A 25,362-nucleotide genomic window follows, 5' to 3' on the forward strand; every position below is an offset into this window, starting at 1 on the left:
TCACCTCGCTTCGTCCGGGACGCCGAGATGACGGAAGTCGTAGACGTCCAAAGTGGTCTCACCGGACCGGAGCCGGTCCATAAAGGATTCTTCCTTCTCCGCCCGGACCCGAGACGCGGCCAGGACTCGGTCGTACTCGTCCGCCGGGAGCACGACGATCCCGTCCCGATCGGCTACAACGATGTCGCCGCGGCGCACCACCCGGCCGCGCAAGGTGATCGGGCGGCCGACGGTTCCCGGCCAGTGCTTAACCGTGCCGCGGATCGAAATCGACGTGCTGAACGCCGGGAACCCGAGCGACGCGAGCTGCTGGGTGTCGCGGACACCGCCGTCGATGACCAGGCCGTGAATGCCGCGTGCCTGCGCCGCGACCGCCATCACCTCGCCCCAGTACCCGAACGGTGCGCCACCGGCGTCGACGACGAGTACATCGCCAGCGCCCGCGGCCTCGATCCCGTGGTGCAAAGCCAGATTGTCGCCGATCTGCGCGGACACCGGCACCGCGCGGCCGACGATCTGCGCGCCGTCCCAGGCGGGCCGGAACGCGGCGTCCAGGAAGCAGTCGAGACCGGAAGCCTCGTACAGCGTGGCCGTGCCGAGTGTGAGGAGTTCCTTGGCGTCTTCGTCCAAAGTGGTCATGCTTCCGCCCGCTGCAGATCGTGGTAGCCGTATTTCGCGCGGGCTTCGGCGATCGTCGCGCCGCCGAGGGCCGCGGCGAGGATCGCTTCTTCGCGCGCCTGGATCATTTCGGCGACCTCCAGCACATCGTCCTCGCAGTCGGCGGGAATAGCCACGACACCGTCCGAATCGCCGAGCAAAATGTCGCCGTGGCGGACGGTTACCCCGCCGATGGTCACGGGCCCGCGCTCCTCGGCTACCTCGACCCGGTCCTTGCCGGTGCGCATGAAGCGGCCGCGGCTGTAGATCGGGTAGCCGATGGACAAGGCGCGATGCGTGTCGCGGCAAACCCCTTCAATGACCGTGCCGGAGATCCCGCGTTGGTGCGCGACGGCGGTCAGGATGTCGCCCCAGACCGTGCAGTCGACGCGGCCGTCGTTGTCGAGCACGATCACCTGGCCCGGTTCGACCTGGTCGATGAAGTCGCCGACCGTGCCGGCCGGCACCTGCGCGCTGACATAGCGCACGGTGAACGCGCGGCCGATCATGCGCTGCCCGTCCGCCAGCGGGGCGAGGCCGAGCAGGCTGCCCGGGCGCTTGAGTTTGTCGAGGGCGTCGGAAACCGTCGCGGTGCCGAGCACGGCGAACCTGTCCAGAAGAGACATCAGCGCTGCTCCGCGGTGACTGTGGGGAATTGGGAATCGTGCATGACCTCTTGCACGTCACGACCTGCTCGAACAGCCTCCGCCATCCGGGCTTCGCGCTCGGCAATCCGCTGCGCGAGGCCGATAACGCGTTCGGCGTCTCCGGCGGCGACGAAGACGACGCCGTTGACGTCCGCGAGCACGAAGTCCTGGGACGCCACTGAGATCCCAGCGACCTGGACGCGCTCGTCCATCGCGGCCTGCACGATGCGGCCCCGCGCGCTCACCGGGACGGCGGTGCGCGCGAAGACGGGGAGCTTCAGGGCTTCGCTCTCCTGGACGTCGCGGCAGGCGCCGTCCACGATGACGCCAGCCACACCGCGCAGGACCGCGGCTTCGGCGAGCAGGCCACCCCAGCACGAGACGTCCGTGCGGCCGTGATTGTCGATCACGACGACGTCGTCCGGCTCGGTGATCGCGACCAGCGGTGTGGCGATGTGCGTCGCCGGTCCAGCCGATGCTTTCGGTGCGGCGGTGACTGTGCGGACCCGGCCAGCCACGACCGTGCCCACGGGCCACATCGGCTTCAGGGCGGTGACCGCGCCGGGCAGGCCGAGGGTGTCCAGTGCGTCGGAAACCGCGCAGCTGTCGAGCCCGCGCAGTGCGGTGATGATCTCTTCGGGAGACATGGTCACTTCCGTTCCCAGGTGAGGAAGCCCATCGCGTTGCCGGTGCCCGCTTCCGTGCGGTAGCACGGCTCGTAGGCGGCACTCGTCACGGCGAGACCGGCTTCGTCGGCGATCCCGGCGACCGCGATCCAGTTGCGCAGTTCGGAGGCACCGGATCGCATCTCGGTGGCCGGGACGTTCGAAAGATATTCAGCGTCGTGGTCTCGCAGTGCCTGGAGGAACTCCTGATCAAGTTTCTCATCGATCACGAAGTGGCTGAGGCCGCCGGACGCGACGACGCCGACTCGCAGGTCACCGGGGAACGACCGGATCGCCCTGGCGACCGCGCGCCCGAAGTCGTAGCAGCGTTTGGCTCCCGGCGGATTGGGCTCCCAGAAGGTGTTGATGAAGATCGGGACCATCGGCAGCGTCGAGTCTTGTCCGAGAAACCGCTGGTAGATGAACCCGAACCCGTGCGGGATGGTGTGGTTCTCGTACCGGCCGGCCGGGATGACCTCGGTGGCGCCGGTGTCGAAGTCCTCGGCTTGGGTGGACTGGATGATGTGCTTGCCCAGCTCGCGGTGGGTGGGCCGCAGGATCGTGCGGTCCGGGACGTCGCCGGTCGCGGCCTCGGCCAGACCGGGGGCCATCGCGTCGAGCTGCGCCTGGGTGAACGGCACGTGCGCGACCTCGTCGCCCCAGAACACCGAGAACGGGGCGAGCCATTCGTCGCCGTAGGTTTCCTTGTGATCGCTGGACACGATGACGAGGACGTCCACGTCCTGGCTGTGAATGAATCTCGCGAGCCGGTCCATCGACCGCTGGCAGCTCTCCCAGCGGCGCGCCATCACCTCGGGGGTGATCTCGGCTGAGAAATCCTCACGCAGCTCGCGCAGTTCCGCGTAGCTGTAGGTCTCGCCGCGGAACTTGAGCCCCTTGCTGGCGCGGTCGGCCTTGCCCCGGGTGTCCCAGGCGGCCGGCGGCGGCGCTTTGAGCTGCGGTCCGTGCGAGGTGCCGAATCCGGCGACGATCTCCGTCATGATCCTCCCCCTCAGAGCTGGAAGAGCGCGCGGGCGTTGTTCTCGAGGACGTCGGCGCGTTCCTTCTCGCCGAGCCAGGCGATGTCGTCGATGAGCAGGTGGATGTCGTCGAACCAGCGGCCGGTGTCCGGGTCGATCTGCGAGCCGGTGCCCGGTTTCTCCGAGCCGAACAGCACCCGGTCGGTGCCGACGACCTTCATCAGCAGCTCAAGGCTGTCCTGGGTGTAGAGACAGGAGTCGAAGTGCAGCCGGCGCAGTTTGTCCAGATAGGACACTCCGGTGCGCACCACCGACGGCAGGAAACGGCCTACCTGGTACGGAATCGCGCCGCCGCCGTGCGAGACGATCACCTTGAGATCCGGGAAGTCCTTCAGCACAGTGGAGTTCACGAGGCTCCACACCGCGACGGTTTCCTCCTGGATGAAGTGCAGGCTGTAGGGCTCCCGGGCGGGCGGCTTGCACCCGGCCGCGTGCAGCAGCACCGGCACGTCGAGTTCGCACAGCGCCTCGTACACCGGATACCAGTACCGGTCGCCGAGAGCGAGCGGGGTTTCCGTGCCCTCGTGCGGATCGGTGTTGAGCATCGCGCCGACGAAGCCGAGTTCGGTGACCGTGCGGCGCAGTTCGGCGGTCCACTCCCGGGGCGTCAGGTCGGGGCTCTGCGGGAGCCCGGCGACGCCCTTGAACCGGCCGGGGAACAGTTCGGTCGCGCGGTGGATGAGGTTGTTCGTCTCCTCGGTGAACCACTGCACGAGCTTGGCGGGCCGTTCGCTGTGCATCATCTGGAACGGGCGGGGCGAGATCATCTGCAGATCGATCCCCGCGCCGTCGAGATGCGCCAGGTGTGAAATATTCCCAAAGCTCGGATGCGGGTGGTGATAAGCGCTAACAAGCGCGTCGTCGCTGATGGCCGGCGGTTTGCCGCCGTGCGCGCCGCGGTGCGACAGCAGCGAGGCTTTCCAGGCGTAGTACGCGTCCGGCGCGGACATGTGGCCGTGGACGTCGATGATCACGGAATGCTCCTTGCGGTCTCAGACGAGCGGCTTGCTGATGAGTTCGTCGACGCGCGCGTCCGTCGCCGACGTGTCGTAGAAGCGCAACAGCCGGGTGCGACCCGCGCCGGGGTCGCCGCGGTGCAGGTACTCGTACAGTTCCTGACGCATCCCGAAACTGGACCCGGCAAGTTCCCAGCCGAGCCGGAACAGCCGTGCCTTCTCCGCCGCGCCGATGTCGTGGCCGCGCATGTACCGGTCCAGGAACGGGCGCAGTTCCGGGTTCGCGAGGTCGGCCTCGGTCGGCTGCATGATGAGGCCGGACGCGGCGACCTGGCGCAGGATCTGCACCATCCGCGCCGAAATGTCGGCCGACCAGAAGCCGACGCCGTTGGTGTTGTTCGGGGCGAGGTGCCCGCCCGGCGTCACGACCGCGTCGGCCTCGGCGCCCTTGATCGCCAGTTCGAGCGTCTGGACGTAGGAGATGAGTTCGCCCAGCTGTTCCTGGATGCCGCGGAAGGTGTCCACGCCGATGGAATGCGCGAGCTTCTTCGCGACCGACGTGAAGAACTTCATCCGGGCGAGGAAGCGGATGTGCGTGCTTTGCAGGCTCCAGACGTTGATCCGGCCGAGTCCCTTGAGCGCGCGCAGCGAGTCGCCGAGCAGGAAGATGCGTTCGCGCGGAAGGAAAACGTCGTCGAAGAACAGCATCGCGTCCTGCTCGTCGTACCGGTTGCCGAGCGCGTGCGAATGGCCGCTCTCCGGCGCGCCGAGCGGTTCGCGCAGCAGAATCTTCAGGCCAGGGGTGTTCATCGGCAGCGCGAACCAGATGACGAAGTCTTCCGCGCCGCGCGCGGCGGTGACGCCGTTGAGGTACACCAGCACCTCGTGGGAGAACGGCGCGAGCGTGGCGAGTTGCTTGGCCCCGCGCAGGATCACGCCGTCCTCGCGCTCCTCGATCACGCGCAGGGCGAGGTCCGGGTCGTCGAGCGGGCTGGCGCTGCGGTCGATCTGCGGATCGCCGAGCGCGTGGGTCAGGACGAGGTCGTGCTCCATCGCGAACCGGCGGTAATTCCGGGCGTTCTCGCCGAACCCTTCGCGATTCTGTTCGAGTTCGTCCGCGTAATCGGCGAGACCGGCCGCCACGTTGGACATGAAGTCGGGCGAACGGCCGAGCTGGCCAAGGCTTTCCCGCATCCACCATTCCGACGCGGCAAATTTGGCGCGCAATTCCTCCGGAGTCTTCGGCAGCGAAAAGGCGTAGCTGACCTCGTTGCCGGTCTCCTCGGATTTGAACAGCGTCGCCGCCCGCCCTTCGGGGGTGGCGAACCGCAGGTCAAGCAGCCGGGCGAACTCGTCGACGGTCGGCTTCAACGCCGGGTGTTCCGCGACGTTCTCGATCCGCTTGCCGTCCAGCCAGACCTCGCGGCCGTCGTTGAGGCTCGCTTTGTACTGCTCGCCGGTCAGCGCCCCGGTGGCACCGGAAATGTCCATGTACTCCGACTCCTTTGTCTTCGCGACCCGATGTGAAACTACGGAAATCGCGCCGCCGCGGAATCGGTCCGGTGCGGGAATCTCCGTCACGCTCGTCCGACACGGTGTAGGAAAGTCCGACGCGGTGTCGGAAACCCTCAAGGCTGGATCGTCGGAACCGTCACCCATTGCCAGTAGGTGAACTCGTCCAGGTTCCAGTGCCCGCCGTGCCGTCCGCCGTTGCCGGACGCGCCGAGGCCGCCCATCGGGATGTGCGCGGCGTCGTAGATGGTCTGGCCGTTGAGGGCGACCATCCCGGCGCGCAACCGTGCGGCGAAACCGAGGGCGCGCGCGACATCCCTGCTGTGGATCGCCGCCGACAGGCCGTATTCGGTCGCGTTGGCCAGTTCGAGCGCTTCCTCTTCGGTCGAGAAGCGAGTCACCGGAGCGACCGGGCCGAAGATCTCGCTCCGGAACGCCGCATTGTCCGCGGTGACACCATCAAGGACGGTCGGCTGGTAGAACGCGCCGTCGTGCCCGCCACCGTGCACGACCCGTGCGCCGTCGGCGACTGCGGCTTCGACAATGCCGTGCACCCGCTCGGCCTGCGCGGTCGTGATCAGCGGGCCAAGCGTCGTCCCCGGCGCCTTCGGATCGCCGAGCCGCAGTTTCCCGGCGGCCGCTTTGAGCCGTTCGACGTATTCGTCGGCAATGCTTTCGTGCACCAGATGCCGTCCGGTGGCCATGCAGATCTGCCCTTGGTGCCGGAAGGTTCCGCCGACGCCACCAGCCGCCGCGCGGTCGAGGTCGGCGTCCGCGAGCACGATGAACGCGTTGTTCCCGCCGAGTTCGAGCACCACCCGCTTGAGCAGGCCGCCCGCGATCTCGCCGACCCGGCGGCCCGCGGCGGACGATCCGGTGAACGAGATCGCGTTCGTGTGCGGCGAACGCACCACCGCTTCGCCGGTCGCGGCACCGCCGGGCAGCACGTGCAGCACGCCGTCGGGCAAACCGGCCTGCTCGAAGATGTGCGCGATAACCGCGCCGCCGGAGAACGCGGTCTTCACGTCCGGCTTCACCAGCACCGCGTTGCCCAGCGCGAGCGCCGGCGCGACTGAACGCATGGCGAGCATCAACGGCGCGTTCCACGGCGCGATCACTCCCACCACGCCGACGGGGATCCGCCGGGCCAACCCCAGCGTCGCCGGGTCTTCCACCGGGAGGAGATCGCCCTGCGACTGCGTGACCAGCCCGGACGCGGCGATCAGCTCGTCGATCGCTTTGTCGACTTCATGCTTCGCCTTCGCGGGCAGCGAACCGCTTTCGCGCACGAGCACGTCCTCGACGTCGGCGCGGATGTCGCGCAGCGCGTCCGCGGCCCGGGTGAGCACGTCGGCCCGCACGCGGTAGGACGCTCGGCTCCACTCGGCTTGCGCCTGCGCGGCGCGTGCTCCGGCCCGTTCGACGTCGTGCTGGTCGGCGATGCCAGCGAGGCCGACTTTCCCGCCGTCTCCCGGCGAAACCACCGGTTGCGTGCCTCCTCCGCCGGCCCGCCAGCCGCCGGAGTAGATCCGCCCGTCAGCCTCGTTCAGATCCCAACCGGGCATCGTCGTCGCCTGCCAATCCTGGTGCGGGGTGCGGAGATCGCCGCGATGCTAAGTCGGCGCTGGACCTCGCTTCATCGCCTCAGCGACGCAAATCCCGCACCGGCGACTGGACACCGTGTCGGAATCACTGCCACAGCCGGTCGGTCACGCGGACCTCGATCAGCCGAGGCCCGTCGTCCGGTTCCTCAGCGAGCGCCGTCCGCAGCCCGGCCGCGTCGCCGACCGTCGTGGCGTTGATGCCGAAGGACCTCGCCAGCGCGGAAATGTCCACGCCGCTGATGTCGGTGAGCGGGTACTCCCCTCGCTCGGCCGCCGCACCGCCGCTTTTCGCGAGACCGGCGATCACCGCCTGGTACTTCCCGTTGTTCACCACGAGATAGGTCACCGGCAGGTGGTAGCGCGCCGCGGTCCAGAACGCGGGCACGCCGAACTGGACCACCCCGTCGCCGACCACCGCGAGCACCCGCTCCCGCCGGGCCATCGCAACGCCCGCCGCAGCGCCCATTCCCCAGCCAAGCGAACCGCTCGCGGTGGCAAACAGCGAATCAGCCCGCGTACGCCGCAGAAACCGCAGCAACGGCAGCGTCGAGGTGACCGCATCGAGGACCAGTAGGCGTTCGCCGCCAATCGCGTCGGCGACGGTCCGCATCGCCAGCGCAGCGCTGAATTCCCCGTCCCACGGAACCTCGGCTTCCCAGCAGGCACGACGGTCCTCGCTGTCCTTGCGCACCCTGGCCAGCCAGTCACTCCGCGAAGGCGCACGGACCCCTTCGGCCAGTCCTCGCAACACGGCTGCGGTATCGCCGACGACCGCCCCGGCGGGCACATACCGGCGGCCCGGCTCGGCAGCGTCTTCGGAGAGATGCAGGATCGGGACGCCCGACGGCAGCGCCGCGACCTCGGACGAGAACTCCAGCGGCGTCGGCATGCCCGCCAGCACCAGCAGGTCGGACTCCGCCAGCAACGGCGCGCGAGGTTCGAACAATCCGGCATAGTGCGGATGATCCGTGCGAAAGGCCCACCGCTCGAGATCGCGCCGGGACTCCACGAACACCGGCGCGCCGAGCCGCTCGGCCAACCGCGCCAAGTCCTCCTCAGCGCGACGGCGGGCGACATCCGATCCGGCGACCACCACCGGCCGACGCGCCGCATCCAGCAACGCGCTCGCGTGTCGCACCGCCTCCGCCGCCGGGCCCTGCCGCGCACCCCAGCGGACCAGAGGTGCGACACCGGGTTCAGCGGTCAGATGGTCTTGCGGGATAGTGAGAATCGCCGGTTGCTCAGGAACCACTGTGGTCCGCCACAGCGTCCGCGCGACATCGTCCAGCAGGTCCTCGGCGCGGAGGTTCTGCCAGGCATGACCCACATACGGCGCGGCGGTTTCGAGCAGACGCGGCGAAGTCGTCAACGCGCGGTGCGGGAGGGTCGCCGTCCCCTTCACACCAGCGAGAATCGCGACGCTGCTTCGTGCCACCTGTGCCGCGTACAGATGCGCCAAGCCATTCGCGACGCCGACGTTCGTGTGCAGGTAGGCCACGCCGATCCGGCCGGAGGCACGCGCGTAACCGTCGGCCATGGACACCGAGATCGCCTCGTGCGTAGTCAGCACGAACTCGGGCCTGCCTCGGCTCGCGGCGAGAGCGTCGAGCACCGGGGTCTCGCTCGTGCCGGGACAGCAGAAAACGCGCTCGACTCCCCACTGCGCCAAGGTTTCCAGCAGTCGCGCGGCAGCCGTCATCTCGCCTCCTCAGCGCCGCACGTTACGCAGCGCGCCGGGCCGGGCGCTCCGACGCGGCGCCGGAAGAAAGTGGGCGAACAGTGCGACACGGTGTCGGGATCGGAGTAGGTTGCGATCTTGGCCCCCAGCGAAAGGCAAGGCAGCTCAATGACTTCTGCCCGGCACGACGGAGACACCTGGGACCTGGCGTCCAGCGTCGGCGCGACCGCCACGATGGCCGCGGCGGCCAGGGCGATCGCGACCCGCGAGGACAGTTCGCTGTTCTCCGACCGCTTCGCCGAGCCGCTCGTCCAGGCGGTCGGCGTCGATCTCCTCGCCAAACTGGCGACCGGCGAGACCTCCTCGGGCGGGCTGGTCGGGCAGATCTGGATCGACGCGGCCAAGATCCGCGGCAAGTTCTACGACGAGTTCTTCCTCGCCGCGGCGAACGCGGGCGTCACTCAGGCGGTGATCCTGGCGTCCGGGCTGGACTCCCGCGCCTACCGGCTGCCGTGGCCCGCCGGGACCGTGGTGTACGAGGTGGACCAGCCGCCGGTGGTCGAGTTCAAGGCCGCCGCGCTGGCCGAACTGGGCGCGGAGCCCACCGCCGACCGGCGACCGGTGGCGATCGACCTCCGCGACGACTGGCCCGCCGCCCTGCGCGCCGCCGGTTTCGACCCGGCGCGGCCGACCGCGTGGAGCGCCGAAGGCCTGCTGGGCTACCTGCCGCCAGAAGCGCAGGACCGGTTGCTGGACACCATCACCGAACTCAGCGCGCCGGGCAGCCGGGTCGCCACCGAGAACCGGCCCAACCCGCGTCCCGGCGACGAGGACAAGACGAAGGAACGCCTCGACCGCATCTCCGCCCAATGGCGTGGCGAGGGTTTCGACACCGACATGACCCGGTTGCGCTACTTCGGCGAGCGCAACGAAGCGGAGCCCTACCTGACCGGGCTCGGCTGGGCGGTGGACGGCAGCAGCGTCCGGGAACTGCTCGCCGCCCACGGGCTGCCGCCGCTGCAGGACGACGATCTGCGGATGGGCGACCTTCGGTACATCAGCGGCGTGCTGGGCTAGCACGCATCGCCAGTGGTCAGGCCATCACGCCTGGTCACGCCGCTTCGTAGCCGGTTTGTGATGGTGGTCACGAGCCGTACCACGGGTATGCGCGGCGCTCTCGCGAATCCCAAGCACAGCAATCAATCCCGAAGACTTTTCCGGTTCGGCGGGACGACTCCGCAGGTCAACGGAAGATAACGGTTTCATGGAGATCCGTGCGTTCCGGGCGAGGATCTGCGTGTGCTCGCCCCAGCCGACCAGGTTCGCTTCGCCTTCGAGCCGCTGTACAGCCTCTACAGCGGCTCGGCCGTCGCAGTCGAGGCGGTCGCGCATCCCGGGGGCGGCTGGGTCCAGGATCTCCTCGGCGCGGCGGGCGACCAGGCCCAGCTGATCGACGCCGACCTCGACCTCGCGGCGCGCGCGGCCGCGGCGGTCCCGCACGCCTCCGCCGGGGTTTCGCTGCACCTCAACCTGAGCGCCAGCACCGCGGGCGCGCCCGCCGAGCGGTTCATCCCGCTGCTGCAGACCCTCGAACGCACCGGACGCCGTCCCGCCGACGTCGTGCTGGAGGTGACCGCTCCGCTCGCCGTCCCGAATCCCGGATCGCTGGTCCAGGGCCTGCACCGGCTGCGCGACCTCGGCTTCCGGCTGGCCTTCGACCGGCTCGGCGCGGCAGGCCTGCCGATGAACCTCCTCGCCGACGCGCCGATCGAGATGATCAAGCTGGACCGCGCGACGCTGCGCCGGCTCCCGGCGAACGCGGCGACCGTCGCGCTGGTCGAGGCGCTGGTGCAGTTCGCCGCGCAAACCGACCTGCGGCTGGTCGCGACGGGGATCGAAAACGACGCGGAACTCGACGTCGCGCGGCGCGCCGGAATCCGCCTCGTGCAAGGGAATCTGTTCGCCACCGCCGCGCCCGAGCGCGTGCTGCCCACCGCCGAACGCGGCGACCAGCCGGGCACCATGGTGGTCTCGCCCGCCGCCGGGCTGCGGATCCCCGAGTTCCTCCGCCAGGCCAAAACCCTGCCGGACGACGCGACGTGCGACGACGTCCACGCGATCCTGTCCGCCGAGCACGCGCCGAAGGCCATCGTCGGGCTCGACCAGCAAGCACGTCCACAGTGGACGATCGACCGGATGCGCTTCCTGCTCGCGGTCACCGGCCGGTACGGGCACGCGCTCTACTCGGGCAAACCCGCCGCGAAACTGGCCGGGCCGCCGCGGCTGGTCCCCATCGACACCGGCACCCGCGAACTGCTGGAGATCATCGCCGACGGCGGAGCCGAGCACAGCGGCGACGACCTCGTCGTGACCGACGCGTCCGGCCGGTACCAGGGCGTGGTGCGGCCGAACGAGGTCATGCGCCGGATGGCCGCGGTGAAGGTCGAGGCGGCGGTCGCGCTCAACCCGCTCACCCGCCTGCCGGGCAGCGACGCGATCGCCCAGGACGTCGAACGCCGCGCGAACGCCGGACGGCCGTTCGTCGTGGCCTGGCTGGACATCGACCAGTTCAAGCACCTCAACGACACCGCCGGCTTCGCCGCGGGCGACGACCTCATCCGCGCCATCGGCCGGGCACTGACCGACCACGCCCGGCGGCTCGGAGACGTGACGGTCGGCCACGTCGGCGGCGACGATTTCCTGGTCGTCTGCGGCATCGAGGACATCACCTCCCTCGCCGACGCGGTCCTCGGCCACAACTGGTCCGCCGACGGGGTGCCGATCACGCTCTCCCTCGCAAGCCTCGTCCAGACCGGCGCCGCGACGGGTTCCTACCGCGAAAGCGCGCGCTTGCTAGCGCCGCTGAAGAAGCAGGCCAAGGGAATCCGCGGGTCCAGCTGGGTCAACAGCTGGCCGGGCGCCGGGCGGGCGCAGATTCTTCGCGGGGGCAAGGAAACCAGCAACGGGTCACGGCAACTGGTGGCCCGCCGGTAGTCATTCCTCCGGCAGTTCTTCCTTGGCCAGCAACGAATGCAGCCGCCCGAAGCGCGACCGCAGGGCCGGGTCGAGCTGATCGACCAGTACCGCACAGCCGACCAGCTCCGCGCCTGCCTCGACCACCAGCTCACGCACCGCCGACGCCTGGCTGCCCGTCTCGATCCAGTCGTCCACCAGCACCACCCGATCGCCGGAGGACAACGCCGAGCGCTGCATCCGCAAGACATGCCGGAGCCCCCGGTAATCCGGGGCCGTTTCCCGAGTCAGCTTCTCTCCAGGGAAAAGCCCAGCGGCCTTGCGGATCGCGGTGAACCCGACGCCCAGTTCCAACGCGACGGCCCCACCGAGCAGGAAGCCCCGCGACTCGATCCCGCACACCGCGGTCACGCCTTCATCCCGGAACGGCTCCGCAAGGGCTTTGACCACCCCGGCGAACGCCGCCCCGTCCCGGAAGACCGGCCAGAGATCGGCATGTCCGTCGACCCATTGGAACCGGTCCAGCAGAAGCGCACGTGTCATGCCGCGATCCTGGCCGGTCACCGGGTCACCAAGCGAACCGATTTCACCGCGCCAGCCGAGCCCGCGCCTCCTCAGTCTGCGGCGCGAACAGGTTCACCAGGTTCCCATCCGGATCGCGGAACAGCAGCGAGCGGTTGCCCCACGGCATCGTCGTCGGCTCCTGCACCACCTCCGCCAGCAGCGGCCGGAGCCGCGCGTACTCCTGGTCCACGTCCTCGACCCGGAACTCCAGGATCACGGTCCGGTTCGACTCCGGCACCGCCGCGCCCGCGCTGAACAGCGCCATCGTCTCGGCGCTGCCGATCGCCAAGGTCGCCGTCTCGCCGACGAACTCGGCGAACTGCTTCGCGGGCCGGCTCGCCACGAGGCCGGTCACCTGCTCGTAGAAGGACGTCAGACGGTCGATGTCACCGGTGATGATCCGGACGGAAGTCAACTGCACGGCCCACATTCCTCTCTCTGGATTGCCTGCGGACCACGCTAGAAGCAATAGTGGACAGGATCCGCCCGGTATTGCGAGAATTCTCCGCATGACCCGGCCGATCGCCCGCGTGCTGGCGCTGCTGGAGATCCTCCAGGGCGGCGGCACCCGGACCGTCGCCGAACTCGCCGGGCGGCTCGACGTGGACGAGCGCACCGTCCGCCGCTACGTCGAGCACCTGCTCGACCTGGACATCCCGGTCCGCTCGGTGCGCGGCCGCTACGGCGGCTACCGGCTCGCCCCCGGCTACCGGATGCCGCCGCTGATGCTCACCGACGAGGAGGCGCTCGCGGTCCTGCTCGGACTGGTCGCGGGCCGGCGCGCGGGCCTGGTCACCACGTCGGTCGCGGCCGCGGAAAGCGCCGTCGCGAAGGTCCGGCGAGTGTTGCCCGAGGCGCTCGGCCGTCGGCTCGACGCGTTGCTGGAGGTCGCCGACTTCACCACGCCCGCCCGTGCGTCGCTCACCGCCGAAGCCGAGATCCTGCTCGCGGTCGCGGAGGCCGCGCGCGATCAGCGGCCGGTCGAACTCGCCTACACCGCCGCGCACGGCCGGAGCAGCGAACGCGTCGTCGAGCCGTACGGCGTCGTGGCGCATTCCGGTCGCTGGTATCTGACCGGCTTCGACTCCAGTGCCGGGCAGGTGCGCACGTTCCGCGTCGACCGGATCACCCGCGCCGAACCGCGGGACGGAACCTTCCGCGCACCAACGGATTTCGACCCCACCCACCAGGTGCTCACCGGCATCGCCGAAGCGCCGCACCGGCACGAGGTATCGGTGCGGATCGACGCGACGGCGGAGGAGATCCGGACGATGTTCCCGCCGTCCATCGCCGTCCTGGAAACGGACGGCCCGTGGACGCGGGCGCGGATCCGGGCCGAACGGCTCGACTGGATCCCGCCGCGGCTCGCCGCACTCGACCGGCCGTTCGTCATCGAGCGGCCGGACGCGCTGCGCGACCAGATGCGCGCACTGGCCGACCGGCTCACCGGTTACGCCGGATCGGACTCCAGCGCCACGTCCAGCAACGCCCCCAGCTCGTCGAGCTGAGCAGCCGACAGCCGGCTGAACGACGACTTCACCACCACGTCGGCGAGTTCCTGCCCCGCCGCGCGCAACTCCGCGCCCTTCTCCGTCAGCCGGTGCCGCACCGCGCGGCCCGGGCCCGGCACCCGCTCGATCAGGCCGCGGTCCACCATCCGGGCGGCCAGCGTGCCGAAGGACTGGTCGGTCTGGAAGGTCAGCACAGCGAGGTCGTGCAGCGACGCGTCGGGGTGATTGGCCAAGTGCCGCAACGTGTCCCACTGCACCAGCGACAGTCCCAGCGGCTGCAGTGCCCGGCTCAGCGCGCGGTGATGGCGGTGCTGCAGGCGTTTGACGGCCAGTGCGACGTCGGCGTGGCGGTACCTCATGACCCGGCAGCCTACCCGTTCTGAAACAGGTTGCTTATATCAGCTTCCTTAACTAAGGTTCCTGATATGACTTCCTCCCAGCTCCTCCAGTTCGAATCCGCCGGCCCGGTCGAGGTCGCCGTCCAGGACCGGGACCGCACCCGGACGTTCCTGCTGCTGCACGGCGGAGGCGGCGTCGCGACGATGGCCGGTTTCGCCGATCTGCTCGCCGAACGCACGCGCTCGCGAGCCCTGCTGCCCACCCACCCCGGCTTCAACGGCACGCCGAAAGCCGCCGGGCTCACCGACGTCACCGCGCTGGCCAGGGCGTACGTCGCGATGCTCGACCACCTCGACGTCGCGGACGTGACCGTTGTCGGCAACTCCTTCGGCGGCTGGCTGGCCGCGGAAATCGCCCTGCTGCGCAGCCCGCGGGTCAGCCGCGCGGTGCTGGTCGACGGCATCGGCATCGAGGTCGACGGGCATCCGCTGGCCGACGTCCGGGGCAAGACCGTCGCCGAAATCCAGCAGTTCTCGTTCCACGACCCGGCAAAGGCGCCGGCCCCGCCGACTGGCGGCACGGGCCCGAGCCCGGACGTGCTGGCGCTGATCGGCTACACCGGTCCGGCGATGACCGATCCGACGCTGGCCGAACGATTGGGCAAAGCAGACATTCCCGTCCACGTCCTGTGGGGCGCAAGCGATCGCATCGCCGGCCCCGAGTACGGCAAGGCCTACGCCGCCGCGATCCCCGGCGCGACGTTCGCCGTGCTGCCGCGAACCGGGCACCTGCCGCAGGTCGAAACCCCGGAGGAACTGCTCGGCGCGCTGCTCGCCTTCGACGCCTGACCACGGGGTTAAATGGCAGCAATCGCACAAAGGGGGACTCTCGTGACCACCGCACTGATCGTCGGCGACGTCCAGCGGGGCATCACCGACAGCTATCCGTTCGCCCGCCAGGTCGTGCCGCCGCTCACCGAACTGCTGCCGCGGGCGCGCGAAACCGGCGCGCTCGTCGTATTCGTCCGCTTTGCCATGCGGGACAACGGAACCGACCTGCCCGCCGGCCCGCTGTACCGCTCGTTCTTCGACGCCGGGGACGCTTTCCACGAGGGTTCGCCGGGCACCGAGCTGACGCTGCCGGTCGCCGAAGAGGACGTCGTCGTCTTGAAGCGCCGGGCCAGCGCGTTCGCCGGAACGGATCTCGACCTCGTGCTCCGCGCCCGGGGTGTCCGCCGCGTCGCGGTCGCCGGGGTCGCGACGAGCGCGATGGTCACCGCGACCTGCTACGACGCGGCGGACCGCGGTTATGCGGTGACCGTGCTGCGCGACGGCTGCGCCGACGGCGACCAGGGGGTCCACGATTTCCTGATGGACAAGGTCTTCCCCGGCCGGGGATTCGAGGTCGTCTCCTGCGCCGCATGGGCCGGAGCGACCGCCTGAGCGGCTAAAACACGGATGGCGGCACCGGTTTCACCGAGTCCCCGAAGTCCGCTACTCTCAGTATGGCAACTATCACCGTGGCAGCACGCGGGAGGTACGCGTCGTGGCCGACGCAGTCAGCGCACCGCCGGGGGTCAACCAGAACCAGTCGAGCGCCGCGCGCGTTTACGACTACCTCCTCGGCGGCAAGGACAATTACGAGATCGACCGGCAGGTCGCCCGCGAAATCGCCAGGGTGATGCCGGACGTCGCGGAAACCGCGCGGGTCAACCGGCACCTGCTGACCCGGATCTGCCGGTTCCTCGCCTACCACGCGGGCATCCGCCAGTACATCGACTGCGGGTCCGGCATGCCGACCTCGGAGAACGTGCACCAGATCGTGCAGCGCGGAGACCCGACGGCGAAGGTCGTCTACGTCGACTACGACCCGGTGGTGGCGAGCCACGGACGGGCCCTGCTCGACGAAAACGAGTTCACCGAGTACATCCAGGCCGATTTCTTCGACCCGCCGAGCATCCTCGAGCACCCGACGGTGCAGCGGCATCTCGACTGGGACGAGCCGATCGCGGTGCTGTTCCTGCTGGCGCTGCACCACCAGACGGGCGACCGCGAGGTGCCGGGGAAGGTGACGAAGGAGTTCATCGACCGGCTTCCGTCCGGTTCGTACGTGGCGATCTCGCATCTGCTCGACCCGCACGACGGTTCCGAGGACGACGAAACGGTGCAGGGCATCATCGATTCGATCCACAATGGCTCGATGAAGGACGTCTCGTCCCGCACCCGCGCCGAGATCAAGGAACTGTTCCACGACATGGAGCTGATCCCGAGCGGGCCGAACAAGCCCGCGGAGATCGTGCCGGTGGTCGAATGGTGGCCGGACGGCCCGCTGCTGGGCGAACCCACCGTCGCGCAACGGATCGTGGCGGTCGGCGTCGCCAAGAAACCCTGATCTTTCCCGCGAAGGGGCCGGTGCTTCTGCCAAGCACCGGCCCCTTTGTCATGCCGCGACCGGCTCCGGTTCCTCGGCGGGTGCCGAGGAACGCCGCAGCGCGACCATCCCGACCACCGCGAACACCACCACGATCGCCGCCCCGATCCCGGCGACCGTGTGCAGCCCCGAGGCGAACGCGTCCCGCGCGGTGGCCAGCAGCTGGTCCGCGGTCGAGCCGGGCAGTGTCGCCGACGCCCCCAGCGCCCCGGCCATGCTGTCGGTCGCCTGAGCCGCCGTCGCGGCGGGCACGTGCGCCGGGACCTCGATCTGCCCGCGGTACACCGCCGTCCCGATGCTGCCGAACACCGCGATCCCCATGGCGATCCCGAATTCCGCGCTGGTTTCCGACATCGCCGAGGCCGCGCCCGCCCGCTGCGGCGGAACCGAGCCGACGACCATCTCAGTGCACAGCACGCCCTGCGGCCCCATCCCGAAGCTGCCGATCGACATGCCCAGCACCACGAACACCACCCCGCCGGACCCGCTGACCAGGGTGAACAACAGGATTCCGCCCGCCGCCACCAGCATTCCGAAGCCCAGCACGAACTCCGGCCGGAACCGGCGCGCCAGCCGCGGCGCGATCATCGACCCGGCGACCACCGCGAGCGCCTGCGGAACCAGCAGCAGTCCCGCGTCCACCGTGCTCAGGCCGGCGACCATCTGCAGATATTGGCTCACCAGAAGGAAAACCCCGCCCATGGTGACCGCGCCGACCAGCATGATCGCCACCGCCGCGCTGAACGCGCGCACCCGGAACAGCCGCAGGTCCAGCAGCGGGTGTTCGAGCCGCCGCTGCCGCCGGACGAACACCGCGCCGACCGCTAGCCCCGCGATCAGCAGGACGATTTCGGTCAGGGACAAGCCGTTCTTCGCGATTTCCTTGAGCGCGTAGGTGACCGGCAGGATCGCGGCGAGCGACAGACCGACGCTGACGAGGTCGAGGCGTCCGGCTGAAGCGTCACGGTACTCGGGAAGCAGCTTCGGCGCGGTCGCGAGCAGCAGGACCATCACCGGCACGCCCATCAGGAACACCGATCCCCAGCGGAAATGCTCCAGCAGGAAGCCGCCGGCGACCGGGCCGACCACCATGCCGCCCATGAAACAGCTCATCCACACCGCGATCGCCGTGCCGCGCTGTTTGGCGTCGGTGAACATGTTGCTGATCAACGCGAGCGTGGACGGCATGAGCGTCGCCCCGGCGATCCCGAGCACCGCCCGCGCGGCGATCAGCATCTCCGGACTGGTCGAAAACGCCGCCGCGACCGACGCGAGCCCGAACGCGCCGCCGCCGATCATCAGCAGCTTCCGCCTGCCGATCCGGTCGCCGAGGGTGCCCATCGTGACCAGGAACCCGGCGATCATGAAGCCGTAGATGTCGATGATCCACAGCAGCTGCGTAGCTGACGGCCGCAGATCCGCGGCGAGGTGCGGAACCGCGAGGTGCAGCACGCTCATGTCCAGCGACAACAGCACGGTCGGCAGGGCAAGCACCGCCAGGCCCAGCCACTCGCGTCGTCCGGCACTCATGTGTCTCTCCCCTGTCGATCGGTCGTCTCACTGAAGCGACGATCGGGGTGCGGGCGGATCGACATCCCGGGGGAGAACTTTTTCGGGCGGCTTGGCGAGCTGCGTGATCTTCAAGTCCGAGGGTGGCCTTCACGGGCGCACAGTGGGTGCGTTCGAGGCGTGTCTGCCCAGGTGGAAGGGGCTGGCCGGGCGGCGGATCAGGCCACCGCGTAGCTCCCGAGCGACGGTTCCAGCAGGTCGAACGCCCGCGCCGCCTCCGCCGCGACCGTCTCCGCGACCTCGTCAACGGGCCGTCCGGCCAGCGTCAGTTCCTCGATCCGCTGGAACAGGCTGTGGTGCACCGCCCCCAGCACCGCGGCCGCGGTCCGGACGGTGATGTCCGTCCGGGGGCTGCCCACCGCGTCCGCCAGCGCCTCCGCCAAGGCTCGCTCCCGCCGCTGGTGCAGGCCCCGCAGGCACGCCGACAACGTCGGGCTCTCCGCGATCATCCGGCTGAACTCCAGCCCCGCGAACCCGATCACCGGGTCCTTCGCGGCGACCGCGGCCTCGAACGCCCGGCGCAGCGCCGCGAGCGCGGACTCGCCAGGTTCGCGGGACTTCACCGCGTCCGCCAGGGTGGCGACGAACTCGTCCTGGTGGTCGAGGACCAGGTCTTCCTTGCGGGCGAAGTAGTTGGTCACCGTCTTCTTCGCGACCCGCGCGGCCGTCGCGACCTGCGCGATCGTCGTTTCCTCGAAGCCCTGCTCCAGGAACAGCCGCGTCGCGTGGTCGGAGATCAGCTGGCGGGTCTCCTGTTTCTTGGCTTCCCGCAGACCCAGCTCCATCGAAAACTTACCTCCGACGTAATTTTACCTTGACACCCCTTCGGTGCCCCGGCATACTTTTACTACCGACGTAACAATAGCCCGAAGGAGAACCACTTGTCGATCGCCGCTCTCCCGTCGCCCGCAGCCCAGGCGGACCACCTGATCGCACTGGGAGTGCCCGAGATCGCGCGGCTTTCCGCCGACGACCTCCGTTCCTTCGCCGCCGCGCACGGCGACGTGGACGGCGCGCTGCTGGCGGTGCACCCGGACCGGGCGCCCGCGTCGGCGCTGTCGCCGCTGATCAGCCGGGAAGGGAAGACCGGGTTCGTCGTCACCGACATGCCCGACGTCGACCAGTTCGCGCCGCAGGGCATCGACCTGCCCGACGCGCCGTTGTACCTGGTCACCGGGCTCGACCGGGGCGACGAGATGGGGAACTGGAGCCCCGAGGAAGCGCTGCCCGCGATCACGAAAGCCGGAAGGAGCCCGTTGCTGCTCACCGAGGGAATTCACTGGGTGCTGCAGCAGCCGTCAGCACTGGAGCGCAATCATTGCTTCATGACCATCGGCTCCCGGCTGCGCAAGGAGAACGGCAAGTTCGACGCACGCACGCCGGCGCTGTGGATCAGCAACGGCACCGGCCGCGACGGCAGCGAACGGCGCAACGCCCCGAAGGTCGGCTGGTGCTGGTGGGGCAACCGGCACACCTGGCTGGGTTTCGGGTCCGCCGCCGCCCGCAGTTGAGACATCCGAAACACACTGCCGCCGCCCGCCGTTGAACACCCGAACCACACCGCCCGCCGTTGAGACACCCGAACCACCCTGCCGCCGCCCGCCGTTGAACACCCGAACCACGCCGCCCGCAGTTGAGACACCCGAAACACACTGAGGAGGAGTTCCATTTTCCCTGATCCGAACGTCCTGCACCCGATGCCCGAACAGCCGCGCGTGGTGCTGCTCAAGCCGCTGGTCACCTCGCCGCTGATCGACGTCGGCGAGTTCTCCTACTACGACGATCCGGACGATCCGACCGCCTTCGAGACCCGCAACGTGCTGTACCACTACGGGCCGGAGAAGCTCGTGATCGGCAAGTACTGCGCGCTCGGCGAGGGCGTGCGGTTCATCATGAACGGGGCGAACCACCGGATGGACGGGCCGTCGACGTTCCCGTTCCCGATCATGGGCGGCGACTGGGCCGGGCACTTCGACGTCATCACCGGCCTGCCCGGCCGCGGCGACACGGTGCTGGGCAACGACGTCTGGCTCGGCTACCGGGCGATGGTCATGCCCGGGGTCCGGATCGGGCACGGCGCGATCGTCGCGTCCGGCGCGGTGGTGGTGGACGACGTGCCGGACTACGGCATCGTCGGCGGCAACCCGGCCAAGCTGATCCGGCGGCGGTACCGCGACGAGGACGTCGACCGGCTGCTGGCGATCGCGTGGTGGGACTGGCCGCTGGAGCACCTCACCAAGCACGTCCGCACGGTCATGTCCGGCAGCGTCGACGACCTGGCGAAGGCCGCCGCCGAACTCGCGTGACTCGGTACCGTGGCTGGCGTGCCCCGTGAGATCCCGGAGGAAGTCCGCCGAAGCACCGCGCTGTTCCTCGCCGAAGCGGACCAAGCCGTACCCGGACTCGTGACCGGCTTCTACCTGGTTGGTTCGGTCTGCTTCGGCGATTTCCATGCTCGCGGGCCCGGACGCGGGCGGCTCAGCACAGCCAGCGACATCGACTTCGTCGCGGTCACCGAACGGCGTGCGGGGCCTGCCGAGGTCTCCGCGCTGGCACGGGCGCACGCCGCCACGATCGCTCGGTTCCCGCGGCCGCATTTCGACGGAGCCGTGCTGACTTGGGCCGATCTCGCCGTCGGGCCGGACGGGTGCCCGGATGTTCCGTGCGCGCAGGAGAACCGGTTCCGCGCATCGGGCCGGGACGGGATCAACCCGGTGCTGTTCTGCGAGCTGGCCAGCCGGGGAATCGCGCTGCGCGGGCCCGAACCGTCCGATGTGGACATCTGGGCGGACCGGGACGCGTTGCGCGCGTTCACTGTCGACAACCTGAGCCGCTACTGGCGGCCGTGGTGGGAGAAGAACCGGAAGGCCAGCGCGCTGTCGCTCGCGATCGGGGTGAGCCCGTGGTTCCCGGTGTGGGCGGTGCTCGGGGTGAGCCGGCTGCACCATCTGCTGGCCACCGGCGAGATGACGTCCAAATGCGGCGCGGGGCGTTACGCGGCAAGGGAATTCGACCCGCGCTGGCAGCGCATCGTCGCCGAAAGTCTGAGCCTGCGCACCGAAGGCGCGGAAGGCCGTCGCAGCTACCGGAATCCGCTGGCCCGGCGGCGTGACACGCTCGCCTTCCTGGACGCCACGATCGACGGCGCGCTCGCACTCGCCTAAGCGGAAAACGCTGGAATTGAGCCAAAACTGGCCGGAAATCGCCGCTTGCGGCCGGGTTCGGACGCGCTTAGCCTCGAATACCCGCTGGCACACCATGGTTGTGGGCTGGCACGAACTGGGGAGCACCGGGTTGGCGAACGAGGATCGAGCCGGGGTCGCGACGGACGCGGAGCCGGCGGCGAGGCTGCTGCACGGCGTGGTGGACCAGCTGGTCGAGGGGTGGCGCACGCGGCCGGAACGCCCGGTGAGCCCGGTGACCGCGGACGCGGCGGAGATCCGCGCCTGGCTCGGGAAGTATCCGCTGGAGAAGCCGGAGGACCTCGAACAGGCCGTCCCGGACGTGCTCGCCGCGCTGGACCGATGGACTGTGCACACCGACCATCCGGGGTATTTCGGGCTGTTCAACCCGTCCGCCACCTGGGCCGGGGTGGCCGGAGACCTCATCACCGCGGCGGTCAACCCGCAGCTCGCCGCGTGGAGTCACGCGCCCTTCGCGGTCGAGGCGGAGCAGCGCTGCATCGACCTCTTCGCCGAGCGGCTCGGGCTGCCGGACACCGCGGGCGGCCATTTCACCAGCGGCGGCGCGGAGGCCAACGCGACCGCGGTGCTGACCGCGCTCACCCACGCGTTTCCCGGATACAGCACCGGCGGTCTGCGGTCCCTCGACGCCGCGCCGGTGTTCTACGCGGGCGCGGATTCCCATCTGGCCTGGCTGAAGATCGCCCATTCGGCCGGGCTCGGCCGAGACGCCTGCCGGCTGGTGCCGTCCGACCCGAGCGGCCGCCTGGACGTCGCCACGCTCGAAGCGATGCTCGCGGAGGACCGGCGGGACGGCAAAGCCCCGTTTCTCGTCGTGGCCACGGCCGGGACCACCGGCGCCGGAATGATCGACCCGTTGCCGCGCATCGCCGATCTCGCCCGCGAGGCCGGGCTGCGGTTCCATGTGGACGCCGCGTGGGGCGGGGCAGCGTGCCTGTCCGACCGGCTGCGCGGGATCCTGAACGGGATCGAACGCGCGGACACGATCACGGTGGACGCGCACAAATGGCTGTCCGTGCCGATGGGCGCGGGGATGTTCTTCACGCGCGACCGGGCTGAGCTGAGTTCGTCGTTCACCGTGTCGACCTCGTACATGCCGGGGCAGGTGGAGGACACCGCCGATCCGTACACGACCAGCGCTCAGTGGTCGCGCCGGTTCATCGGGCTCAAACTGTGGCTGAGCCTGCTCGCGTACGGGGTTTCCGGGTACCGCGACCAGATCGAGCGCGACGCGGCGCTCGGGCAGGAACTGCGAGACCAGCTCAGCGGCGCGGGCTGGCTCGTCGTCAACGACACGCCGCTGCCGATCGTGTGCGCGACGCGCGCCGACGCGCCGGCCGATCCGGAGGCATCCTGGCAGTGGCACAGCGATCTCGCGGACCGGGTCAACGCCACCGGCTCCGCGTGGGTCAGCCCGGTCCGCGTCGCGGGACGGCCGGCGTTGCGGGTGTGCGTGATCAGCTGGCGCACCCGGACCGAGGACCTCGTGCGGCTGCGGGAGATTCTCGGCCGCGGGTGAGCGCTGGTTGACCTTCAAGCTGCTTGAAGCCCGATGATGGACCGGTGCCCACCACCGACCTGCTGACCATCGGGGCGTTCGCCCGCCGCAGCGGCCTGACCTCCAGCGCGCTGCGCTTCTACGCGGACTCGGGCCTCGTCCGGCCGATCCGCGTCGACGAGGAGTCCGGCTACCGCTACTACTCCCCCGGCCAGGTCGCGGACGCCCTGCTCATCCGGCGGCTGCGGGAGATCGGCCTGCCGCTGGAGCGGGTCAGCGCCGTTCTCGACGCAGAGCCCGGCGAAGCGGCGCGGATCATCGACGACCACGTCGCCGGGTTGGCCGCTCAAGCGCAGCAGGCACGGGACACCGCCGCGACGGTGAAGGCCGCGCTGGGCTCGACGGTGTCGTCGCCATCGGTGCTGGTCACCGGGCCGGTGTTCACCGCGGCCGTCGAGCAGGTGCTGACCGCGACGACGCCGGAGCTGCCGGTGCTCAACGGCGTCCACCTCGAAGTCTCCGCCGAGGCGATCGTGCTCACCGCCACCGACCGGTACCGGCTGGCGACCCGCACACTGGTCCCGGCCGAGCCGAGTTCGGCACCGTGGACGGCAACCGTCGACGCCGACGAACTGCGGCTCGCCATGCCGTGGACGCGCCGTCAGCACGAACTGCGGCTGAGCGTCCGCCCCGACGGCATCGAGTTCCGGGCCGACACGACGCGCACCTGCCGCACGCTCGCCGACGAGTTCCCCGATTACCGCCTGATGCTGGCTTCGCTGCCCGAAGTCCGTACCCGGGCGGTGATCTCGCGCAACGCCCTGGTCGCTGGCCTGGAACGCCACTACTCCCCGCAAATCCGGCTAGACCTCTCTGCCGGGGCCATCGTGGTGGGCACCGAATCGATCCCCGCCGTCGTCACCGGCCCGCCGATCTCGCTCTCCTTCGCCGTGAGCACGCTGCACCCGGCGATCAGCACCGCCGTCGGCCCGGACGTGATGCTCGACGTCGCCGCACCAGACCTGCCGGTCGTCGTGCGCTCCGCCGACAACGGCGACCTGACCACCCTTGCCATGCCAGTGAAAGGAACTGCCGAATGACCGACACGATGGCCGAGATCACCGCCGCGGTGACGCAAGGCCGCGCTGGCTCGGTGGACGCCGCACGGACGCGTCTGCAGGAGCTGTGGGACGAGATCGGACCGGCCGGCGATCCGTTCCACCGCTGCGTTCTCGCGCACTACCAGGCCGATCTGTTCGCCGATCCGGCCGAGGCGCTGGTATGGGATGTCCGAGCCCTGGACGCTGCTGCGACGGTGACCGACGAGCAGGTGCGGGCCCACGACGCCGGGCTTCGGATCGCGGGCTTCTACCCGTCGCTGCACCTGAACCTCGCCGACAACTTCCGCCGCCTCGGATCGTTCTCCGCGGCGGCGGAGCAGATCGCCGCAGCGCGAAAACGGCAGGACGCGCTCGCCGACGACGAGTACGGTGCGATGATCCGGCGGGCGATCGACGGGGTCGCGGAAGCCATCGAACGCCGGTCCACCGAACGACGCGCGACGGCACCGGGGGTCGAATAGTTGGCGGAATGGCTGTCTGCCTGGTGTCTCGCCCACCTGGGTTCCGTACCGGCTGACGTGCTGTTCGAGGTACGACAGATCTCGTCGGTGCACGGCCTCCGGCTCGAAGACGGCCGAAAGATCGTGGTGAAAGCCCGCCCCGACGACGGCCGTGCCGAAGCATGCGTCAACGCGCAGACCCAACTGGCGGAGCGGGGTTTCCCCTGCGCCCGGCCACTGACGCCGGTCATCGCGGTGGGTTCGCTGGCCGTGCACGCCGAGGAGTACCGCCCCGGCGGCGAAGTGGTTCCCGGAGACACTCCGGCGATCGCCACGCGGTACGCCGAGGTATTCGCCCGCTTGCTGGCCGCTCTCGGCGGGATCTCCGTCGAGCCACCACTGCCGAACCCGCGCTGGCTGCGATGGGACCACGCTGACTCTGGTCTGTGGCCAGCGATCGAGTTCCTGGACGAACGGGACCAGCGCGTCGTCCCGGAGCACGTCACCAAGACCGCCGACCGGGCCCGCCGCCGATTGCTCGCGGCCACGCTGCCGAACGTCCTCGGGCACGGCGATTTCGAAGCGCAGAACCTCCGATGGCAGCCCGCCGGAGGCTGGACGGTGCACGACTGGGACAGCCTGGCCTGGCAACCGGAAGCAGCGCTGGCGGGCGCGGCGAGCGGAATGTTCCCGAGCACCATCCCGCCGACGCTGGCCCCGATCGAGAGTTCCGCGGCTTTCCTGGAGTCCTATCAGGACTTCCGCGGCCGCCGATTCAGCCTGGCAGAACAGGAAGTCGCGTGGGCGGCGAGCCTGTGGCCTGCCGCGCACAATGCCCGCTGGGAGGCGCTGCACGGAGATCCGCCGATCTGCGGTGCGGCACTTCGGGAGCAGGCAGCGGAACGACTTCGCCTCGCTAATGCTTGAGACGCGGGAGTTTCGCGATCGTGCTGAG

Annotated in this window: 26 protein-coding genes; 13 read left to right on the forward strand and 13 right to left on the reverse strand. The window is 69.7% G+C overall.

The window, feature by feature from the left end:
• The 8 genes from RPX00_RS01660 to RPX00_RS01695 form a co-directional block, all read right to left on the reverse strand.
• Nucleotides 1-639, reverse strand: coding sequence for a 4-carboxy-4-hydroxy-2-oxoadipate aldolase/oxaloacetate decarboxylase (locus RPX00_RS01660; RefSeq protein WP_406636758.1), 639 nt, complete (start codon nt 637-639; stop codon nt 1-3).
• The gene (locus RPX00_RS01665) at nt 636-1,283 is read right to left on the reverse strand and encodes an RraA family protein (RefSeq protein WP_378307082.1); all 648 of its coding nucleotides are present in this window, start codon (nt 1,281-1,283) and stop codon (nt 636-638) included. Before RPX00_RS01665 ends, RPX00_RS01660 begins: the two co-directional genes overlap by 4 nt.
• Nucleotides 1,283-1,951: an RraA family protein gene (locus RPX00_RS01670; RefSeq protein ID WP_406636760.1), complete on the reverse strand. Its 669-nt coding sequence runs from the start codon at nt 1,949-1,951 to the stop codon at nt 1,283-1,285. Before RPX00_RS01670 ends, RPX00_RS01665 begins: the two co-directional genes overlap by 1 nt.
• A 2-nt stretch (nt 1,952-1,953) precedes the next feature.
• Nucleotides 1,954-2,970 (reverse strand): hypothetical protein, encoded by a 1,017-nt coding sequence (locus RPX00_RS01675; protein WP_406636762.1) that lies wholly within the window; start codon nt 2,968-2,970, stop codon nt 1,954-1,956.
• A gap of 11 nt (nt 2,971-2,981) precedes the next feature.
• Nucleotides 2,982-3,983: an amidohydrolase family protein gene (locus RPX00_RS01680; protein WP_406636764.1), complete on the reverse strand. Its 1,002-nt coding sequence runs from the start codon at nt 3,981-3,983 to the stop codon at nt 2,982-2,984.
• Nucleotides 3,984-4,001: 18 nt separating this feature from the next.
• Complete coding sequence (locus RPX00_RS01685; RefSeq protein WP_406636766.1) at nt 4,002-5,456, reverse strand: 4-hydroxyphenylacetate 3-hydroxylase family protein; 1,455 nt, start codon at nt 5,454-5,456, stop codon at nt 4,002-4,004.
• Nucleotides 5,457-5,593: 137 nt separating this feature from the next.
• Entirely contained in the window at nt 5,594-7,042 is a 1,449-nt protein-coding gene (locus RPX00_RS01690; RefSeq protein ID WP_406636768.1) for an aldehyde dehydrogenase family protein, read from the reverse strand.
• Between the two features lie 124 nt (nt 7,043-7,166).
• Complete coding sequence (locus RPX00_RS01695; RefSeq protein WP_406636770.1) at nt 7,167-8,780, reverse strand: thiamine pyrophosphate-binding protein; 1,614 nt, start codon at nt 8,778-8,780, stop codon at nt 7,167-7,169.
• A 147-nt stretch (nt 8,781-8,927) separates the two neighbouring features.
• Here RPX00_RS01695 and RPX00_RS01700 point away from each other — a divergent pair, with 147 nt between their 5' ends.
• Nucleotides 8,928-9,836: an SAM-dependent methyltransferase gene (locus RPX00_RS01700; protein ID WP_406636772.1), complete on the forward strand. Its 909-nt coding sequence runs from the start codon at nt 8,928-8,930 to the stop codon at nt 9,834-9,836.
• A gap of 222 nt (nt 9,837-10,058) precedes the next feature.
• Entirely contained in the window at nt 10,059-11,753 is a 1,695-nt protein-coding gene (locus tag RPX00_RS01705; RefSeq protein ID WP_406636774.1) for a bifunctional diguanylate cyclase/phosphodiesterase, read from the forward strand.
• On the opposite strand, the gene RPX00_RS01710 is transcribed toward RPX00_RS01705, so the two are convergent.
• Together RPX00_RS01710 and RPX00_RS01715 are read right to left on the reverse strand one after the other, a co-directional pair.
• Nucleotides 11,754-12,275, reverse strand: coding sequence for a phosphoribosyltransferase family protein (locus tag RPX00_RS01710; protein WP_406636776.1), 522 nt, complete (start codon nt 12,273-12,275; stop codon nt 11,754-11,756).
• Between the two features lie 43 nt (nt 12,276-12,318).
• Nucleotides 12,319-12,717, reverse strand: coding sequence for a VOC family protein (locus RPX00_RS01715; protein ID WP_406636778.1), 399 nt, complete (start codon nt 12,715-12,717; stop codon nt 12,319-12,321).
• Nucleotides 12,718-12,805: 88 nt separating this feature from the next.
• Here RPX00_RS01715 and RPX00_RS01720 point away from each other — a divergent pair, with 88 nt between their 5' ends.
• On the forward strand, nt 12,806-13,804 hold the full coding sequence (locus RPX00_RS01720) for a helix-turn-helix transcriptional regulator (RefSeq protein ID WP_406636780.1): 999 nt from the start codon (nt 12,806-12,808) through the stop codon (nt 13,802-13,804).
• Here the strand turns inward: RPX00_RS01720 and RPX00_RS01725 are convergent.
• A complete protein-coding gene (locus RPX00_RS01725) occupies nt 13,747-14,166 on the reverse strand; it encodes a MarR family winged helix-turn-helix transcriptional regulator (RefSeq protein ID WP_406636782.1) in 420 nt (139 codons plus the stop codon). The genes RPX00_RS01720 and RPX00_RS01725 overlap by 58 nt on opposite strands.
• 66 nt (nt 14,167-14,232) lie before the next feature.
• Here RPX00_RS01725 and RPX00_RS01730 point away from each other — a divergent pair, with 66 nt between their 5' ends.
• The 3 genes from RPX00_RS01730 (at nt 14,233) to RPX00_RS01740 (ending at nt 16,537) form a co-directional block, all read left to right on the forward strand.
• Nucleotides 14,233-14,994: an alpha/beta fold hydrolase gene (locus RPX00_RS01730; RefSeq protein WP_406636784.1), complete on the forward strand. Its 762-nt coding sequence runs from the start codon at nt 14,233-14,235 to the stop codon at nt 14,992-14,994.
• Between the two features lie 42 nt (nt 14,995-15,036).
• Nucleotides 15,037-15,588: a cysteine hydrolase family protein gene (locus RPX00_RS01735; RefSeq protein WP_406636785.1), complete on the forward strand. Its 552-nt coding sequence runs from the start codon at nt 15,037-15,039 to the stop codon at nt 15,586-15,588.
• A gap of 103 nt (nt 15,589-15,691) precedes the next feature.
• Complete coding sequence (locus tag RPX00_RS01740; protein ID WP_406636787.1) at nt 15,692-16,537, forward strand: SAM-dependent methyltransferase; 846 nt, start codon at nt 15,692-15,694, stop codon at nt 16,535-16,537.
• A gap of 48 nt (nt 16,538-16,585) precedes the next feature.
• Here RPX00_RS01740 and RPX00_RS01745 read toward each other — a convergent pair whose 3' ends face one another.
• Both RPX00_RS01745 and RPX00_RS01750 read right to left on the reverse strand, forming a co-directional pair.
• Complete coding sequence (locus RPX00_RS01745; RefSeq protein WP_406636789.1) at nt 16,586-18,106, reverse strand: MFS transporter; 1,521 nt, start codon at nt 18,104-18,106, stop codon at nt 16,586-16,588.
• A 197-nt stretch (nt 18,107-18,303) separates the two neighbouring features.
• Nucleotides 18,304-18,930 (reverse strand): TetR/AcrR family transcriptional regulator, encoded by a 627-nt coding sequence (locus RPX00_RS01750; protein WP_406636791.1) that lies wholly within the window; start codon nt 18,928-18,930, stop codon nt 18,304-18,306.
• 96 nt (nt 18,931-19,026) lie between these two features.
• Here RPX00_RS01750 and RPX00_RS01755 point away from each other — a divergent pair, with 96 nt between their 5' ends.
• The 7 genes from RPX00_RS01755 to RPX00_RS01785 all read left to right on the forward strand — a co-directional run bounded on the left by RPX00_RS01755 (nt 19,027) and on the right by RPX00_RS01785 (nt 25,334).
• On the forward strand, nt 19,027-19,656 hold the full coding sequence (locus RPX00_RS01755) for a DUF5701 family protein (protein WP_406636793.1): 630 nt from the start codon (nt 19,027-19,029) through the stop codon (nt 19,654-19,656).
• Nucleotides 19,657-19,842: 186 nt separating this feature from the next.
• Complete coding sequence (locus tag RPX00_RS01760) at nt 19,843-20,451, forward strand: CatB-related O-acetyltransferase (RefSeq protein ID WP_406636794.1); 609 nt, start codon at nt 19,843-19,845, stop codon at nt 20,449-20,451.
• An 18-nt stretch (nt 20,452-20,469) separates the two neighbouring features.
• Entirely contained in the window at nt 20,470-21,309 is an 840-nt protein-coding gene (locus RPX00_RS01765; protein ID WP_406636796.1) for a hypothetical protein, read from the forward strand.
• 130 nt (nt 21,310-21,439) lie between these two features.
• Complete coding sequence (locus tag RPX00_RS01770) at nt 21,440-22,867, forward strand: pyridoxal phosphate-dependent decarboxylase family protein (protein WP_406636798.1); 1,428 nt, start codon at nt 21,440-21,442, stop codon at nt 22,865-22,867.
• 44 nt (nt 22,868-22,911) lie between these two features.
• Nucleotides 22,912-23,946, forward strand: coding sequence for a MerR family transcriptional regulator (locus tag RPX00_RS01775; RefSeq protein WP_406636800.1), 1,035 nt, complete (start codon nt 22,912-22,914; stop codon nt 23,944-23,946).
• Complete coding sequence (locus tag RPX00_RS01780) at nt 23,943-24,428, forward strand: hypothetical protein (protein WP_406636802.1); 486 nt, start codon at nt 23,943-23,945, stop codon at nt 24,426-24,428. The genes RPX00_RS01775 and RPX00_RS01780 overlap by 4 nt, the downstream gene beginning before the upstream one ends.
• On the forward strand, nt 24,429-25,334 hold the full coding sequence (locus RPX00_RS01785; protein WP_406636804.1) for a phosphotransferase: 906 nt from the start codon (nt 24,429-24,431) through the stop codon (nt 25,332-25,334).
• Nucleotides 25,335-25,362 lie beyond the last annotated feature (28 nt).

The organism is Amycolatopsis sp. WGS_07 (genome assembly GCF_045278895.1).
Lineage (GTDB): Bacteria > Actinomycetota > Actinomycetes > Mycobacteriales > Pseudonocardiaceae > Amycolatopsis.